A 16,719-nucleotide genomic window follows, 5' to 3' on the forward strand; every position below is an offset into this window, starting at 1 on the left:
CGGGAGGCGACCGCGATCTCGGTGCCCTCGATGCGGCCGTTGCCGCTGACGAAGGCGTCGGCGATCGCATCCTGGCGCCAGGGGGCCTGGCGCCAGACCAGCGCCGCGATCAGGACGATCAGCAGGAGGGCCAGAACAGGTTTGAGTCGTGCGGACATGGACCCTCTGCCTTATTTTTGCGGGGTTGTTGTCTGCGTTCCCAGGGGGGGTGGCAGCGGGTCGCCCGCCAGGCGGCGGCGGAACAGCGCGGCACGCACCAGCACCACGGTCGTCACCGGCCCGGTGATCGACAGCAGGATGATGATCAGCCAGATGTGCAACTGGAGCCCGTTGCCGCGCGTGCTGAAATGGGTGATGGACGCGAAGGTGATCAGCCAGGCACCCAGGGTGGAGGCAATGGCCGGTGCATGCATGCGCATGAAGAAGTGGGGCAGGCGCAGCAGCCCGAGCGCGGCGACCAGCGCCACGATGCCGCTGGCCAGCATCAGCAGGGCCACGATGATGTCCGGGATGGATGGCATTTCTGACGCTGTCACTCGATCACCTCCCCGCGCAGCAGGAACTTGGCGGCGGCCACCGAGCTGATGAAGCCGAACAGCACCATCAGCAAGGCCCCCTCGAAGTACATTGCGCTGTCGTAGCGGATGGCCAGGGCCAGCATCACCAGCATGCCCACCACATAGATGAAATCCAGGGCCAGCACGCGGTCCTGCGCGGTTGGCCCCCGCAGCACCCGCACCAGGCCGATCACCATGGCCAGCATGTACAGCAACAGCGTGGCCGAAACGGCCAGCGACAGCAGCGGGCTCATTCGAAGATCTCCTTCAGGGGGCGTTCGTAGTCATGCTTGTAGTGCTCGATGAAACGGGCTTCGTCGTCAAGGTCGAACACGTGCAGCAGCAGGACGCTGCGGTCGGCCGCCAGTTCGGACCAGACTGTGCCCGGAACGACGGTGGTGATCATGGCCAGCGCCGCCAGCGCGTGCGGATCGCGCAGGTCCAGCGGGATGTTCACGAACTGGCCGCGAGGCGGGTGCTGGCGGCCGCGCAGGATACCACGGGACACAGCGAGGGCGGAGAGCAGGACGTCGCGGCCGACCCGCAGGATCAGCATGCACAGCACGCCCCAGTGGCGCAGCGGGCCGGGGCGTGGCCGCAGGGGGGCCATCAGCAGCGGCATGACCCAGGCGACGAGCGCGGCCAGGATGAGCTGGCCGGCGCTGGTGCTGCGCGCCAGCAGCAACCAGCCGACGAAAATGCCCAGCGAGAGCCAGGGCGAGGGCAGCAGGCGCTTCATGGTCCGTCTCCGTGAGAAGCCGGGTTGGGCACGGTCCGGGCGCCCATCACGGCATCGATGTACTGCGACGGCGTGTGCAGCGTCTGGGCGGTCAGCCGCGTGTAGTCGAGCACCGCCTCGGCCTGCCAGACCATCGTGACCACGGCCAGCAGCAGGCCGGCGATGGGCAGTGTCTCGACCACGCGAAGGCGCGGTGCCGGCCGGTCCTGGGCGGTCCAGAAGTGCTGGATGCCCACGCGCATCAGCGCGATCACGGCCAGCAGCCCGGACGCGATGAGCAAGACGAACAGGACCCGGGCGGCCGTGTCCTGGACCTCCAGCAAGGCCATGAGCATGGCCAGTTTGCCCACGAAGCCCGAAAGTGGCGGCAGGCCGGCGATGACCATGGTGCAGACCATGAAGGCCAGGCCGAGGAAGGCCAGGGAGGCCGGAATGGCACGACCGAACAGGGCCTCCTCGTCATCGTCGAGGTTCGTGCCCGGTGGTGGCTCGGCGTCGAAGAAGGCGGGCAGGGCGTAGTTGCCATCGTCGAGCTCGGGGGGGTCGGCCTCGACCTGGCGTGCCCGTTCCATCAACTCGACCAGCAGGAACAGGGCACTGCCGGCCAGGGTCGAACTGGCCAGGTAGAACAGGGCACCGCTGCTGAGCGCCGGTGTGTCAAAGCCGATCGCGGCGATCAGCGTACCCGAGGAGGCAATCACGCTGTAGCCGGCGAGCCGGCCCAGCTGCTGCGAGGCCATCATCCCGATGGCACCAAAGGCCAGGGTCGCCAGGCCGCCCCAGACCAGCACACCGCCACCGAAATTGGCCGACTCGCCCGCGTCGGACGGGAAGCACAGGGTCCACAGGCGCAGCACGGCGTACACGCCCACCTTGGTCAGGATGGCGAAGATCGCCGACGCCGGTGCGCTGGCGGCGGCGTAGGCCGGCGGCAGCCAGAAGTTCAGTGGCCACAGTGCGGCCTTGCACAGGAAGGCGATCGCCAGGATGGCGGCACCCGCATGCAGCAGCCCGCGGTCGCTGGCGGGAACCAGGCTGAGTTTTTGCGCCATGTCGGCCATGTTCAGCGTGCCGGTCACACCGTACAGCACCGCCACTCCGATCAGGAACAGCAGCGAGGCCATCAGGTTGATGGCGATGTAGTGCAGCCCCGCGCGCACGCGGACCTGCCCGCCGCCATGCAGCAGCAGGCCGTAGCTGGCGGCCAGCAGCACCTCGAAGAACACGAACAGGTTGAACAGGTCGGCGGTCAGAAAGGCGCCGTACAGGCCCATCAACTGCAGTTGAAACAGGGCGTGGAAGTACACGCCGGCGTGTTGCCAGCGCGCCATCGCGTAGAGCAGGCCGGCCAGTCCGACGGCACCGGCGAGCACCGCCATCAAGGCCGACAGCCGGTCTGCGACCAGGACGATGCCGTAGGGCACCGGCCAGTTGCCGGGCAGGTAGACCCCGAAGGCGGCCGCCCCTTGCTCCTGTACCCGCAGCAGCAGTGCGACGGCGATGGCCAGGCCCAGCGTGGTCGAGGCGACGTTGACATAGGCCTTGGCGGAGCGCCGGCCGTCGCCGATCAGCAGCATGAGCGCGGCGGTGCACAGCGGCAACAGGACGGGAGCGACGACCAGATGGTCCATCAGGGACATCATGAGCGATCCTCCTGTCCATCGACATGGTCGCCGCCGGAGAGGCCGCGCAGCGCCATCAGCACGACCAGGAACAGCGCGGTGGTGGCGAAGCCGATGACGATCGCGGTGAGCACGAGCGCCTGTGGCAGGGGGTCGGTGTAGTTGGCCAGATTGGCCGACTGCCCGGCGCGCACGATCGGCTCTTCATCGATCGACAGGCTGCCGACGCTGAAGATGAACAGGTTGATCGCGTAGGACAGCAGCGACAGCCCGATCAGCACCTGGAAGGTACGCGGACGCAGCACCAGCCAGATGCCGGCGCCGGCCATGACGCCGATGGCCAGGGAGATGATCAGCTCCATCAGTGGCTCCCCTCGCCAGCCTGTTGCTCGGTCGTGGCCTGCCGGCGCTGGGCCCGCAGCGACTGGTGGGCGATCGCCGTCAGCAGCAGCAGCGTGGCGCCCACCACCACGGTGAAAACGCCCAGATCGAACAGGATGGCGCTGGGCACATGCACCTCGCCCACCAGCGGCCAGACGACGTGCGCGGTGTGCGTGGTCAGGAACGGATAGCCGGCATACAGGGCACCGATGCCGGTGAGCAGGCCGGCGAACAGACCGAAGCCGATCCAGCGTGGCGGCATCAGGCGCATGCGCTCTTCCACCCAGCGTGTACCACCCACCATGTATTGCGCGATGAACGCGATGGCCACCACCAGACCGGCCACAAAGCCGCCACCGGGCTCGTTGTGGCCACGCATGAACAGGTGGAAGGCGAACACGGCCGACACCGGCAGCAGCAGGCGCACCAGTACCGCCGGCACTTCCAGGTAGGGCTGTGGTGTCGTCGCGCCATCGGCCTCGCGCGTGACGAGGTCGCTGGGCACTTCCTGCGGAACGGCGCGCTGCTGCGCCGGCTGGTCGATCACCTCGACCGGCGGACGGAAGCGCCGCAGCAGGGCATAGACCGTCAGGCCCACGATGCCCAGCACGGTGATTTCGCCGAGCGTGTCGAAGGCACGGAAGTCCACCAGCATCACGTTGACCACGTTGGTGCCGCCGCCCAGCGGCAGCGCGTTCTCGATGAAGTAGGGCGAGATCGACATCGGCGCCTGGCGGGTGAGCAGGGCGTACGACAGGGCCGACAGGCCCGCGCCGGCGAGCACGGCGATCAGCAGGTCGCGCCGGCGCCGCCACCACACGTTCGAGGTGAAGGGCGCCTCGTCCTGCTCGATCCGCTTGGGCATCCAGCGCAGGCCGAGCAGGAACAGCACCATGGTCACCACCTCGACCGCGAGCTGCGTCAGCGCCAGATCGGGGGCCGAGAACCAGGCGAAGGTGATGCACAGGGCCAGCCCGACCACGTTGAGCAGGATCAGCGCCATCAGCCGGTGGAACTTGGCCTGCACGGCGACGCCAATGGCGCAGATGCCGGCGACGATCCACAGGACGACGAACTCGGGGGTGGCCGGCACCCGGGCCCGGTCGCCCCAGGTCAGGGGCACGATCAGCGCCGAGCCCAGGCCGGCCAGGCCGGCGATCGTGATCATGGACGCCAACTGGGGCTGCAGGCGGCGTGTGCCGGTCAGGTGCAGCAGGCGGCGCGCACCGCCGGTCAGCAGGGCCAGGGTCTGCTGGAACAGTTGTTGGCCATTGAGCCAGCGCAGCCCGGGGGCCCAGCGCACGCGCCGCCGCTTGAAGCGCTCGGCGAACACCAGGTAGACGACGATGCCGCCGAGCGTGGCCACCAGGCTCATGGCCAGCGGTGTATTGAAACCGTGCCAGATGGCCAGGCTGTATTCGGGCAGATCGCCGCCCACCACCGGCTGGGCCGCCGTCGCCAGCAGCGGGCCGATGGACCAGGCCGGCATGGTGCCGACCACGATGCAGGCCAGCACCAGCAACTCGACCGGCACGCGCATCCAGTGCGTCGGCTCGTGCGGCTGGCGTGGCGTCTCGGGCTTCTTGCCGAAGAACACATCGTGGCCGAAGCGCAGCGAATAGACCACCGCAAACACGCCCGCCAGCGTGGCCATGGCGGGCAGTCCATACTGGATCCACGGGTTGGCGTGCACGAACACGGTCTCGGCGAAGAACATCTCCTTGGACAGGAAGCCGTTGAGCAGCGGGACACCGGCCATGGCGGCACAGGCCACGATGGCCAGCGTGCCCGTGACCGGCATGGGTTTGAACAGGCCGTCCAGACGCCGCATGTCGCGGGTACCCGTTTCGTGGTCGATGATGCCGGCGGCCATGAACAAGGAGGCCTTGAAGGTCGCGTGGTTCATCATGTGGAACACCGCCGCGACCGCCGCCATCGGGCTGTTCATGCCGAGCAGCAGCGTGATCAGACCCAGGTGGCTGATCGTGGAATAGGCCAGCAGGCCCTTGAGGTCGTTCTGGAACATGGCCGCGTAGGCACCGAGCAGCAGCGTGGCCAGGCCGGCGCCACCGACGATCCAGAACCAGGGCTCGGTACCCGCGAGCACCGGCCACAGCCGCGCCAGCAGGAACACGCCGGCCTTGACCATGGTCGCCGAGTGCAGGTAGGCCGACACCGGCGTGGGCGCCGCCATGGCGTGCGGCAGCCAGAAATGGAACGGCACCTGCGCGCTCTTGGTCAGCGCGCCGAGCAGGACCAGGCCCAGCGCCAGCGGGTAGAGCGGGTCGGTCTTGACCAGGCTGCCCTGGGCCAGCACGGTCTCCAGCTCCAGGCTGCCGACGATGTGGCCCAGCAGCAGCACACCGGCCAGCAGCGCCAGACCGCCCGAGGCCGTCACGGTGAAGGCCATGCGGGCGCCGCGGCGGGCGTCCTTGCGGTGCGTCCAGTAGCCGATGAGCAGGAACGAGAAGACGCTGGTGAGTTCCCAGAACACCACCATCTGCACCAGGTTGCCCGAGACGACCACACCCAGCATGGCGCCCATGAAACCCAGCAGCAGTGAATAAAACCGCGCCGCCGGGTCCTCGGGCGAGAGGTAATAGCGGGCGTAGACGATCACCAGCAGGCCCATGGTGCTGACCAGCATCGCGAACATCCAGGCAAAGCCGTCGATGCGGATGATCAGGTCCAGCCCCAGGCTGGGCAACCAGGACAGCCGCTCGGTGACCACGGCCCCGGCGACCACATCGGGGTACAGCAGACCCAGGGGTACCGCCACCGCCAATGCCACCACGCCGGCCCACAACGACTCGAGGTTGCGCGCGTTGGTCGGCAGCAAGGCCGCGATCGCGCTACCGGCAAAAGGCAGTAACAGCAGCAAAAACAAGGACATACGTCCGAGTGTAGAGGACAAATGGCATCGATTTGCCGCTGTGATGGGACGGATTTTCCCGTTTTTCTTTAGCGGTCCTGTGCCACCCTCATGTCGCCTTGCTGCTCGAAGCGGGCATGCCAGGACAGCGCTTCATCCAGCAGGTGGGGCGTGTGCAGGCCGGCGCGGCCGCTGCGACCCAGACTCTCGGCGCGCGACAGATAGTCGTTCAGCGCATCGCGGTAGTCGGGGTGGGCACAGCGCTCGATGACCAGGCGGGCCCGCTCGCGGGGTGCCAGACCGCGCAGGTCGGCCAGGCCCTGCTCGGTGACGATGATCTGTACGTCGTGCTCGGTGTGATCGACATGGCTGACCATGGGCACGATGCACGAGATGGAGCCTCCCTTGGCCACCGAGCCGGTCATGAAGATCGACAGGTAGGCATTGCGCGCAAAGTCGCCCGAGCCGCCGATGCCGTTCATGATGCGCGTGCCCATCAGGTGGGTGGAGTTGACGTTGCCGTAGATGTCGGCCTCGATCATGCCGTTCATCGCGATGAGACCAAGGCGCCGGATGATCTCCGGGTGGTTGGAAATCTCCTGCGGGCGCAGCACGATGCGCTCGCGGTAGAAATCGAGGTTGTCCATGAAGTCGCGGATGCCTTCGGGGCTCAGCGACAGGGCCGTGGCCGAGGCCGAGGTCATCTTGCCGGACTTGAGCATCGCCAGCATGCCGTCCTGCAGCACCTCGGTGTAGGCCGTCAGGTTCTCGTAGGGGCCGTTGTTCAGGCCGGCCATGACCGCGTTGGCGGTGTTGCCGACACCCGATTGCAGCGGCAGCAGGTCCTTGGGCAGGCGGCCGCGGCGCACTTCATGGCCGAGGAAATCGATGATGTGCTCGGCAATCCGCTGCGACACGGCATCGGGCGGGGCAAAGGGCGTGACCCGGTCGGACGCGTGGGTCTCCACCACCGCCACGACCTTCGCCGGGTCCACGCGCAGGTAGGGCTCGCCGATGCGTTCGCCCGGCTGGGTCAGCGGGATCGGCTGGCGCTGCGGCGGCCGGGCCGTGCCGTAGTAGATGTCGTGCATGCCCTCCAGCGCCGTCGGGTGCCAGTGGTTGACCTCCAGGATCACGCGGTCGGCCTGCTCCAGCCAGGTCTTGTTGTTGCCGACCGAGGAGGTGGGCACCAGGCGGCCATCGTCCAGGATGCCGGCGACCTCGACCACCGCCACGTTGAGCCGGCCCAGGAAGCCGAACCAGACGAACTGCGCCACGTGCGAGAGGTGGATGTCGATGTAGTCCATGTCGCCGGCATTGATGCGCTGGCGGCAGGTGGGGTCGGACTGGTAGGGCAGGCGCAACTCGATCCCGCCGACCTGGGCCAGGGCACCGTCCAGTTCCGGGGCGGTGGACGCGCCGGTCCACACGCCGATGCGGAACGAGCCGGGCTGCTCGGCGTTGCGCCGCTCGATGTGGCGGGCCAGGGCGGCCGGCACGGCCTTGGGATAGCCGGCGCCGGTGAAGCCGCTCATGCCGACGTTGTCGCCATGGCGGATCAGCGCGGCGGCTTCGTCGGCCGACATCAGTTTGGCACGCATGCCGGGATGCTGGATGCGGGAAAGGGAATGTTTCAAATGGTGCTCCTGCTCGACCGCCGGTCGGCGGGGGTTGTCGGGAAACCGAGGGTTAACCCTTATTTTCGCAGGTCTTCGGACAGCACCGGAAAAAGGACGGGTGCGAATGTTTGCGCGCCGTCAAGAAAACGGCACCGGCACCGGCCTGCATGGGCTATGCTGGGCAGGCGTGTTCGACTGCAAAGGAGACTTGGCATGGATCAGACCATTCATACCGAAGCGGCGGCCCACAGCATGAGCGACATCGACCGCATTGTCGGCTTCTGGCGCGACGCCGGCGAGAAAGACCAGTGGTTCCGCAAGGACGAAAGCTTCGATGTCATCTTCCGCGAGCGCTTCCTGCACCTGCACCACGCCGCCGCGCGGCGCGAGCTCGACGGCTGGGCCGAGACCCCCGAGGGCCTGCTGGCGCTGCTGATCCTGCTGGACCAGTTCCCGCGCAATGCCTTCCGGGGCTCCGCCCACATGTTCGCGACCGACCCGCTGGCGCGCCACTTCGCGCGGCTGGCGCTGGAGCGCGACGCGCCCGGCCAGGTGGACGAGTCGCTGCGGCTGTTCTTCTGCCTGCCGTTCACGCACTCGGAAGACTTGGCCGACCAGCACCTGTCCGTCTCGCTCTACGAGCGGTATGCCCCCTCGCAGATCCAGCATGCGCACGTGCACCGGGACATCATTGAGCGCTTCGGCCGCTTTCCGCACCGCAACCCGCCGCTGGGGCGCGACACGACGCCGCAGGAGCAGGCCTTCCTGGACGCCGGCGGCTTCGCCGGCTGACAGACAGGCGGCGCGGCGCTAGCGGCCCGGACGCCGGAACTGCCGGCGTGCCGCCTCGACGCGCGCGTGAAAGGCGCAGTCGGGGTGGTGGTCGTTGACCATGCCCATGGCCTGCATGAAGGCATAGACCGTGGTCGGCCCGACGAACTTCCAGCCGCGCTGCTTCAGCGCCCTGGACAGCGCGCGCGACGCGTCCGACTCCGACACCACCTGCCCCGGCACCCGCGAGGCCGGATCCGGCTCGTGGCGCCAGAAGAAGGCCGCGAGCGAGCCTTCCTGCGCCGCCAGTTCCATGGCCATGCGCGCATTGTGGATGGCCGCCTCGATCTTGCCGCGGTGGCGCACGATGCCGGCATCACCGAGCAGGCGCAGCACGTCGTCCTCGGTGAAAGTGGCCACGCGGTGGAAGTCGAACCCGGCGAAGGCGGCGCGGAAGTTCTCGCGTTTGTCCAGGATCGTGCGCCAGCTCAGGCCCGACTGGAAGCCCTCCAGGCAGAGCTTCTCGAACAGGCGCCGGTCGTCGCCCACCGGGTAGCCCCATTCGTGGTCGTGGTAGGCCGTGTAGCTGTCGGTGGCCGAGCACCAGTTGCATCGGTGCAGGCCGTCGGGTCCGGTGAACGTGCTGCTCATGGGGCGCCTTTCTAGCGGTTTTCCGTGGCTGTTGATATACTGTAAAAAATCACAGTATATCGATATGGGCGAGTACCGCATACCCGTGCAGTCGCTCAAGGGCCGGGGCCTCGCGTGGCGGCAGCCGCACCGGTTCGAGCGCGACGCGCGCGACGCGTTCGATGACGGCTGGGGCAGCCCCGAGCTGGCCATGCACTCGGCTGCCGAGGCGCCGCCGCCGGCCACCGAACTGCGCTGGGAGGACGCCCGCAGCGCCATCACGCGCAACGATTCGCCCGATGTCGGCTTCGTGCAGGGGCTCAATCCCTACCGGGGCTGCGAGCACGGTTGCATCTACTGCTATGCGCGGCCCACGCACAGCTACCTGAACCTGTCCCCCGGCATCGATTTCGAGACGCGCCTCGTCGCCAAGCGGGGCATCGCGCAGGTGCTGCGCCAGGAGCTGCTGGCACCCCGCTACCAGCCCGCCATGATCGCCATCGGCACCGTGACCGATGCCTACCAGCCGGTCGAACGCGAACTGCGCCTGACCCGCGAGGTGCTCGAGGTGCTGTCCACCTGCCACCACCCGCTGGCCATCGTGACCAAGGGCAGTGGCGTCGAGCGCGACCTGGACCTGCTCGCGCCCATGGGCGCGCAGCGGCTGGCGGCGGTGTACGTGACCATCACCACACTGGAGCCGAAGCTGGCGCGCATCCTGGAGCCGCGGGCGGCGGCGCCGCACCGGCGCCTGCGCACCATCCGCACGCTGGCGGAGGCCGGGGTGCCCGTGGGCGTCAGCGTCGCGCCGCAGATCCCATTCATCAACGACGACATGGAGCAGGTGCTCGAGGCGGCCGCCGAGGCGGGCGCGCGGCGCGCTTTCTACCAGGTGCTGCGCCTGCCCTGGGAGCTGGCACCCATGTTCCGCACCTGGCTGGATCAGCACTACCCCGATCGCGCCGAGCGCGTGATGGCGCGCATGCGCGACCTGCGCGGCGGCAAGGACTACGACGCCGACTTCGCCACGCGCATGAAGGGGCAGGGCGTCTGGGCCGACCTGCTGCGCCAGCGCTTTCACAAGGCCTGCGCGCGCTACGGCCTCAACCGCGAGCACGAGGGAATCGACGCCAGCCGCTTCAGGCCGGCCGCGCTGCAGGGTCAGTCGGAACTGTTCTGAGCAGGGCGCCGGTGTGCCGCGCCAGCAGCTCGCAGGCGTCGTTCCGCCAGTGGTGCATCGCCGCGTAATAGCCTTCCCAGACGCAACCGTTGCAGCCACGGCCGCAGCAGGTGGTGGGTTCCGGTGGCGGTGGCCGCAGGGCGCTGTCCAGGTCGATGCCGCTTTCCTGTGCGCGGCGCCGCAGGTAGCGGGTCATGGCCTGGGTGCTGGGCAGGTCGGCCAGCGGCACCGAGGCCGGGTCCTGACGCGCGAAACGCGCCTGCTGGCGGCCCGCGAACAGGCCGGTTTCGCCGAACATGGTGGCCGGCCGCACCCACAGGCCGCCCTCTCCGTACAGGGGACGGTACACCGTCATGCCCTGCAGGGTCTCGCTGCAGCGGGCGGTGGCGATCACCTCGTACCACCCGCCCTTGTAGTGGCGGTACAGGCCGGGGGGCGTGGGATCGATGGCGGGCAGTTCGTGGTCGTCGGCAGAGGGCATGGCGGTGCGGCGTGATGACCGCTCATGCTACGTCAGCGGCCAGCGTGGGGTGCGGCAGGGCAGGCAGGTCCGGGGCGCTGGCCCCGTTCCGGCCCCGTTCCCAGGCGGCCAGCCATGCCGGCAGGGTGGTCACCGGGTCGTCGCCGAGTCCGCGCACCACGCAGCCACCGGCGGCACCGGCGGCGGCGACGGCCTGCAACTGGCCGGGCTCCAGAATGCCGCCGATGCCCACCACCGGCGCCGGCGCCATGTGCGCCCACCAGGCCAGGTTGTCCAGGCCCTGCGGGGTCCAGGGCATGTCCTTGGTCGTGGTCGGCCAGACGGGGCCGCAGGCGATGAGATCGGGCGCCAGCGCGGCGGCGCGGCACAGCTCCCACAGGCTGTGCGAGCTCAGCCCGAGCGCAACCCCCTGCGCGCGCGCGGCCTGCAGCGTGGCCAGGTCGTCGGGCGTGAGGGCCATCAGGTCCTCCTGGCCCAGGTGCAGGGCCTGCGCGCCCGCCGCCAGTGCTTCGCGCCAGTGGTCGTTGATCACCAGGCTCACGCCCCTGCCCTCGGCCGCGCGCCGGCTGCGCGCGACGGCGTCGCGCAGGGAGGCCTGCCAGTTGGTGTCCGGCAGGCCGACCGGCCGCTTCATGCGCAACTGGATGGTGTCAACGGTGGACGGCGGCTGCAGCACCGCTGCCACGCGCTCGGCGCTGTCCACGATGGCGTAGACGCCCGGGGTGCGGGCCGGCTGGCTTGGCCGCTCCCAGGCATCGGGCACCGCAGCCGAGAGCGACAGGTGCGGCAGCAGCGTCGGGTCGGTGCCGAAGCCGGCGCGGGCCATCACCGGCCCCACGCCCCGGCCCACGGCGCGCGCATGGCGCAGCGCGTGCGTGGCCGCCATCTTGGCGAGCACGGTGGCGTCGGCGACGCACCAGCCCAGCGCCAGCGCCGCCGCCAGCGACGAGGCGAAGGTGCAGCCCGTGCCGTGGTTGTGCGCGATGTCCTCGTGCGGCAGGTACAGCCACCCCTGGGCCTGGGGGGTATCGATCCAGTCGAGCGAGAGGCTGGTGTGTGGCGTCACCAGCGCGGCGTCGCCGCCGGTGATCACGACGGCCTGCGCACCCATGGCCTTGAGCGCGGAGGCCTGCGCGGCCACGCCCTCCGGGCAGCGTCCGCCCAGCAGCGCCACGGCCTCGCCCTGGTTGGGCGTGATGACGGTGGCACGCGGGATCAGCAGCTCGCAGTAGGCGGCGCGCAATTCGGCATTGGCCAGCGCAGCGCCCGTGCTGGCATGCAGCACCGGGTCCACCACCAGGGCCAGCGGCGCGCGCTCGCGCAGCCGGTCGATCAGGCGCACGAGCACGCGGACGTTGTCGGCGCTGGCCAGCAGGCCGGTCTTGATCACGCGCGGGGGCATGTCCGCCAGCAGCGTGTCGAGTTGCGCCTCGAGCACCGGCGGCGGCGTGGCCTCGATGTGCGTGACTTCGGTGGTGCTCTGCGCCGTGATGCCGGCCACGACGGTGCACAGGTGCACGCCGAAGGCGTCGGCCGCGCGCTGGTCGGCGGCCAGACCCGCGCCGCCGCCGCTGTCGGTGCCGGCGACGCTCCAGATGACGGGTGTGCTCATGCGTTCATCCAATGAGGAAGGGTTGTCCGGTGACGGGGGTGGAGGCCACCGCCATGTCCTGTGGTGCCATCACGCCGGCACACCAGGCGCTGCGACCGGCGTCGATCGCCAGGGAGAAGGCACGCGCCATGCGCACCGGGTCCACCGCCTGCGAGACCGCGGAGTTGAGCAGCACGGCGTCGAAGCCCAGCTCCATCGCCTGCGCGGCGTGGCTGGGCGCACCGATGCCGGCGTCCACCACCAGCGGGACGCCGGGCAGCCGCGCGCGCAGGGTGCGCAGCGCGAACGGGTTGAGCAGGCCCTGGCCCGAGCCGATGGGTGCACCCCAGGGCATCAGCACCTGGCAGCCCGCATCGAGCAGGCGCTGGCAGGTGACGAGGTCGTCGGTGCAATAGGGGAACACGGCGAAGCCATCCCTGACGAGCTGGACTGCCGCCTCCACCGTGCCCCAGGGGTCGGGCTGCAGCGTGTGCTCGTCGCCCACCACCTCGAGCTTGATCCAGTGCGTGCCGTACAGCTCGCGCGCCATGTGCGCGAGCGTGACGGCCTCGCGCGCGGTGCGGCAGCCGGCGGTGTTGGGCAGCAGGCGCGCACCCCGCTCGCGCATCGCGCCGCGGATGATCTCGATGAAGCCGTTGTCGCCCGCCGCCGACATGGTGCGCTTGAGGCCGACGGTGATGACCTGTGCCCCGCTGGCCGCGATGCTGTCGGCCAGCACCTGCGGCGAGGGATAGCCGGCCGTGCCCAGCAGGAAGCGGCTCTGCAGCTTGATGCCATAGGGCGTCCACGAATCGGTGTGCATGTTCATCCTCCCACGATCGCCTGGAAGGTGAGCACGGTGTCACCGTCCCCGAGCCGGGTGGCCGCGCGCTGCTCGCGCGGCACGAATGCGCCGTTGACGGCGGTGGCGACGGCGGCCGGGTCCAGGCCCTGGCGCTCGATCAGACCGGCCAGGGTCAGGCCGGCGGGGCAGGGCAGGGTGAGGTCGTTGAACCGCAGCGTGCCGGTGGTGGAGAGGGTGTGGTCAGGCATGGCAGGTGTCCTCGGAAATGGCCAGGCCGGCGCGCGCCATCGCATCCTGCGCCAGCGCGGGCGCGAGCAGCCAGCCGTGGCGGAACAGGCCGTTGATGCGCAGCAGGCCGGGCTCGTGGTCGATGCGCGGCTCGTTGTCGGGCAGGGCCGGGCGCAGGTTGCTTTCCATGTGCACGATGCGCGCCTCGGCCAGCTCGGGCAGCACGCTGTGCGCCGCGGCCATGAGCTCGACGGCGCTGCGCAGGCTCACCGGCGAGCGGTCCTCGCTTTCGATCTCGCTGGCGCCGACCACGAACAGGTCGCCGGGGCGCGGCACCACGTACACGCGGTGGCGCGGATGCAGCAGGCGCAGGGGGCGCTGCAGGCTGGCGCCGGGGGCATGCAACCAGATGACCTCGCCGCGCACGCCGCGCACCGGCAGCGCCGGACGCGCACCCTGGCCGCGCACGTCGATGGCCAGGTCGAAGGCCTCGGCCTCACCGCTGGCCAGCACGATCCGGCCGGGTGCCACGTCGCCGACGGGTTCGTCCCAGCACCACCACACACCGGGCGCGTGCTGGGCCAGAGCGTGCAGCATCTCCCTGGGCATGACCTGTGCCTCATCGGGCAGCAGCCAGGCGTGCAGGCCGGGTGCGATGGCCGGTTCCAGCGCCGCCAGTGAGGCACGGTCCAGCGCCTGCGGGGTCGGCCATGCGGTGGTCAGTGCCGGCACCGCGGTCAGCCGGGCCAGCACGCGCCTGGCCGCGCCGAGGTCGGGTCCGTGCGCGAGCATCAGGCTGCCGTGCTGGGCGAACAACGGCGCGGCGCAGCCCTGCGCCTGCAATGCGTCGGCCGTCTGGCGCCACAGCACCAGCGAGCGCCAGCCCAGGCGCGCGATGTCGGGGCCGGCGTTGTCCAGTTCGGCCAGCGGGCTGAGCATGCCGGCCGCCGTGAAGCCGGCCGCGTACGGCACGGGCGTGCCGATGTGGCCGGTCGCGGGTGCCCCGGGGCCGGTGGCCGGGTCGAACACCGTCACCGCGTGGCCGGCCCGGGCCAGTTGCCAGGCGAGCAGGCGGCCCAGCACGCCGGCACCGGCGATGCCGATCTTCAGACGCGCACCCATGGCTCAGGCCTTCTTCGTCAGGGTGTCGACGGGGACGTAGAACGCGCCGCCCGCGGCCTTGAACTCGGCGCTCTTCTGTGCCATGCCGGCCTGCAGCGCCTGCTCCTCGTCCAGACCCTGCGCCGCGGCGTAGTCGCGCACGTCCTGCGTGATCTTCATGCTGCAGAACTTGGGCCCGCACATCGAGCAGAAGTGGGCCTCCTTGCTCGAATCCTTGGGCAGGGTCTCGTCGTGGTAGGCCTCGGCCGTCTGCGGGTCGAGCCCGAGGGCGAACTGGTCGCGCCAGCGGAACTCGAAGCGTGCCTTGCTCATGGCGTCGTCGCGCGCGCGCTGCCCCGGATGGCCCTTGGCCACGTCGGCCGCGTGCGCGGCGATCTTGTAGGCGATGATGCCCTGCTTGACGTCGTCGCGGTCGGGCAGGCCCAGGTGCTCCTTGGGCGTGACGTAGCACAGCATGGCCGTGCCCATCCAGCCGATCATGGCGGCGCCGATGGCCGAGGCGATGTGGTCGTAGCCCGGCGCGATGTCGATGGTCAGCGGGCCCAGCGTGTAGAACGGCGCCTCGTGGCAGTGCCTGAGCTGCTCGTCCATGTTGGCCTGGATCATGTGCATGGGCACGTGGCCAGGGCCTTCGATCATGGTCTGCACGTCGTGCTGCCAGGCGATCTGCGTCAGCTCGCCCAGCGTGCGCAGCTCGGCGAACTGCGCCTCGTCGTTGGCGTCGGCGCCCGAGCCGGGGCGCAGGCCGTCACCGAGCGAGAAGGTGACGTCGTAGGCCTTCATGATCTCGCAGATCTCGTCGAAGTGCGTGTACAGGAAGTTCTCCTGGTGGTGGGTGATGCACCACTTGGCCAGGATGGAGCCGCCGCGCGAGACGATGCCGGTGCGGCGCTTCGTGGTCAGGTGGATGAAGGGCAGGCGCACGCCGGCGTGGATGGTGAAGTAGTCCACGCCCTGCTCGGCCTGTTCGATCAGCGTGTCGCGGAAGATCTCCCAGCTCAGGTCCTCGGCGACGCCGCCCACTTTTTCCAGCGCCTGGTAGATCGGCACCGTGCCGATGGGCACGGGCGAGTTGCGGATGATCCAGTCGCGCGTGGTGTGGATGTTCTTGCCGGTGGACAGGTCCATCACCGTGTCGCCGCCCCAGCGGATCGACCAGACGAGTTTTTCCACTTCCTCCTCGATCGATGAGGTCACGGCCGAGTTGCCGATGTTGGCGTTGATCTTCACGAGGAAGTTGCGGCCGATGATCATCGGCTCGATCTCGGGGTGGTTGATGTTCGCCGGAATCACGGCACGGCCGCGTGCCACCTCGTCGCGCACGAACTCGGGCGTGATGACGTCGGGAATGCGCGCGCCCATGGGGTTGCCGCGCAGGCGCGCCTCGCGCTCGGCGTCGCCCAGGTACTCGCGCATCCATTCGCGCTTGCCGTTCTCGCGGATGGCGATGTACTCCATCTCGGGGGTGACGATACCGCGGCGGGCGTAGTGCATCTGGGTCACGTTGGCGCCCGCCCTGGCGCGGCGCGGCGCGCGTTGCAGCGCGGCGGCTTCGGCGCGCAGGGCCTCGATGCGCCCGTCCGTCGTCTCGCCCTTCTTGCCGCCATCGTCCAGCGCCACGCGCTGGCGGCCGGTATAGGTTTCGGTGTCACCGCGCGCGGCGATCCAGTCGCTGCGCACGGCCGGCAGGCCGCGGCGGATGTCGATTGCGGCCTGCGGGTCGGTGTAGGGGCCCGAGGTGTCGTAGACGGTGACCGTCTCGCCGTTGGTCAGCGCGATCTCGCGCATCGGCACCTGCACGCCGGCCTGGCCGCCGGGGACGTAGATCTTGCGGGACTGGGGAAAGGGCTCGCGCGTGAGCGAAAGCAGTTGCTGCAGCTTGTCGGGGGCATTCATGGCGGGCGTCTCCGTGAAGATGGATGAACGCTCCGCGTCGGCGCCGGCATGTTGTGGGCCGGTCTGCCCCTGGGGCGGACGTCGGCGCAACGGCGCTGCAGCTCTTCTTACGCTGGTACTAACCAGATCAAGTTCGCGGTTCCGGCGGTCAGGTCCGCCATCTCAGCACGCCAGTACGTGCACCCCGGAGCAGCGACAAGTGTAGCCGCCAATCGGTCACGCCTG

At 69.6% G+C, this 16,719-nt stretch carries 16 protein-coding genes, 1 pseudogene and 1 riboswitch; of the genes and pseudogenes, 2 read left to right on the forward strand and 15 right to left on the reverse strand.

The window, feature by feature from the left end; genetic code table 11:
* Window positions 1-170: 170 nt before the first annotated feature.
* The 7 genes from PHQ87_RS03555 to PHQ87_RS03585 all read right to left on the reverse strand — a co-directional run bounded on the left by PHQ87_RS03555 (window position 171) and on the right by PHQ87_RS03585 (window position 7,772).
* Window positions 171-521 (reverse strand): monovalent cation/H(+) antiporter subunit G, encoded by a 351-nt coding sequence (locus PHQ87_RS03555; RefSeq protein WP_300231322.1) that lies wholly within the window; start codon window positions 519-521, stop codon window positions 171-173.
* A gap of 11 nt (window positions 522-532) precedes the next feature.
* Window positions 533-811: a K+/H+ antiporter subunit F gene (locus PHQ87_RS03560; protein WP_300231325.1), complete on the reverse strand. Its 279-nt coding sequence runs from the start codon at window positions 809-811 to the stop codon at window positions 533-535.
* Window positions 808-1,296, reverse strand: coding sequence for a Na+/H+ antiporter subunit E (locus PHQ87_RS03565; protein ID WP_300231327.1), 489 nt, complete (start codon window positions 1,294-1,296; stop codon window positions 808-810). The genes PHQ87_RS03560 and PHQ87_RS03565 overlap by 4 nt, the downstream gene beginning before the upstream one ends.
* The gene (locus PHQ87_RS03570; RefSeq protein ID WP_300231391.1) at window positions 1,293-2,936 is read right to left on the reverse strand and encodes a monovalent cation/H+ antiporter subunit D; all 1,644 of its coding nucleotides are present in this window, start codon (window positions 2,934-2,936) and stop codon (window positions 1,293-1,295) included. Before PHQ87_RS03570 ends, PHQ87_RS03565 begins: the two co-directional genes overlap by 4 nt.
* Complete coding sequence (locus tag PHQ87_RS03575) at window positions 2,936-3,280, reverse strand: Na+/H+ antiporter subunit C (RefSeq protein WP_300231329.1); 345 nt, start codon at window positions 3,278-3,280, stop codon at window positions 2,936-2,938. The genes PHQ87_RS03570 and PHQ87_RS03575 overlap by 1 nt, the downstream gene beginning before the upstream one ends.
* The gene (locus tag PHQ87_RS03580) at window positions 3,280-6,192 is read right to left on the reverse strand and encodes a monovalent cation/H+ antiporter subunit A (RefSeq protein WP_300231332.1); all 2,913 of its coding nucleotides are present in this window, start codon (window positions 6,190-6,192) and stop codon (window positions 3,280-3,282) included. Before PHQ87_RS03580 ends, PHQ87_RS03575 begins: the two co-directional genes overlap by 1 nt.
* 68 nt (window positions 6,193-6,260) lie before the next feature.
* Window positions 6,261-7,772 (reverse strand): acetyl-CoA hydrolase/transferase family protein, encoded by a 1,512-nt coding sequence (locus PHQ87_RS03585; RefSeq protein ID WP_300231334.1) that lies wholly within the window; start codon window positions 7,770-7,772, stop codon window positions 6,261-6,263.
* Between the two features lie 231 nt (window positions 7,773-8,003).
* Between PHQ87_RS03585 and PHQ87_RS03590 the strand changes: the two genes are divergently transcribed.
* Complete coding sequence (locus PHQ87_RS03590) at window positions 8,004-8,582, forward strand: DUF924 family protein (RefSeq protein ID WP_300231336.1); 579 nt, start codon at window positions 8,004-8,006, stop codon at window positions 8,580-8,582.
* Window positions 8,583-8,600: 18 nt separating this feature from the next.
* On the opposite strand, the gene PHQ87_RS03595 is transcribed toward PHQ87_RS03590, so the two are convergent.
* A complete protein-coding gene (locus PHQ87_RS03595; RefSeq protein ID WP_300231338.1) occupies window positions 8,601-9,212 on the reverse strand; it encodes a DNA-3-methyladenine glycosylase I in 612 nt (203 codons plus the stop codon).
* 64 nt (window positions 9,213-9,276) lie between these two features.
* On the opposite strand from PHQ87_RS03595, the gene PHQ87_RS03600 reads away from it, so the two are divergent.
* Window positions 9,277-10,371, forward strand: a complete 1,095-nt coding sequence (locus PHQ87_RS03600) for a PA0069 family radical SAM protein (RefSeq protein WP_300231341.1) — start codon at window positions 9,277-9,279, stop codon at window positions 10,369-10,371.
* Here PHQ87_RS03600 and PHQ87_RS03605 read toward each other — a convergent pair.
* The 7 genes and pseudogenes from PHQ87_RS03605 to thiC all read right to left on the reverse strand — a co-directional run bounded on the left by PHQ87_RS03605 (window position 10,331) and on the right by thiC (window position 16,494).
* Entirely contained in the window at window positions 10,331-10,567 is a 237-nt protein-coding gene (locus PHQ87_RS03605) for an oxidoreductase-like domain-containing protein (protein WP_300231393.1), read from the reverse strand. The genes PHQ87_RS03600 and PHQ87_RS03605 overlap by 41 nt on opposite strands.
* A 48-nt stretch (window positions 10,568-10,615) precedes the next feature.
* Window positions 10,616-10,852: pseudogene (locus PHQ87_RS03610) on the reverse strand (DUF1653 domain-containing protein); the annotation flags it as partial.
* Window positions 10,853-10,874: 22 nt separating this feature from the next.
* Window positions 10,875-12,464, reverse strand: a complete 1,590-nt coding sequence (locus tag PHQ87_RS03615) for a PfkB family carbohydrate kinase (RefSeq protein ID WP_300231343.1) — start codon at window positions 12,462-12,464, stop codon at window positions 10,875-10,877.
* A 4-nt stretch (window positions 12,465-12,468) separates the two neighbouring features.
* Window positions 12,469-13,266, reverse strand: coding sequence for a thiazole synthase (locus PHQ87_RS03620; RefSeq protein ID WP_300231346.1), 798 nt, complete (start codon window positions 13,264-13,266; stop codon window positions 12,469-12,471).
* A gap of 2 nt (window positions 13,267-13,268) precedes the next feature.
* Window positions 13,269-13,496 carry a sulfur carrier protein ThiS gene (gene thiS / locus PHQ87_RS03625; RefSeq protein ID WP_300231348.1) on the reverse strand — a complete coding sequence of 76 codons (228 nt, stop codon included), beginning with the start codon at window positions 13,494-13,496 and terminating at the stop codon, window positions 13,269-13,271.
* Window positions 13,489-14,598 carry an FAD-dependent oxidoreductase gene (locus PHQ87_RS03630; RefSeq protein ID WP_300231350.1) on the reverse strand — a complete coding sequence of 370 codons (1,110 nt, stop codon included), beginning with the start codon at window positions 14,596-14,598 and terminating at the stop codon, window positions 13,489-13,491. Before PHQ87_RS03630 ends, thiS begins: the two co-directional genes overlap by 8 nt.
* A 3-nt stretch (window positions 14,599-14,601) precedes the next feature.
* Window positions 14,602-16,494 (reverse strand): phosphomethylpyrimidine synthase ThiC, encoded by a 1,893-nt coding sequence (gene thiC / locus PHQ87_RS03635; RefSeq protein WP_300231352.1) that lies wholly within the window; start codon window positions 16,492-16,494, stop codon window positions 14,602-14,604.
* A gap of 87 nt (window positions 16,495-16,581) precedes the next feature.
* Window positions 16,582-16,691: riboswitch (TPP riboswitch) on the reverse strand.
* Window positions 16,692-16,719 lie beyond the last annotated feature (28 nt).

Origin of the sequence: Hydrogenophaga sp. (assembly GCF_028698005.1) — a bacterium.
In the GTDB taxonomy this organism is placed as follows: Bacteria; Pseudomonadota; Gammaproteobacteria; order Burkholderiales; family Burkholderiaceae_C; genus Hydrogenophaga.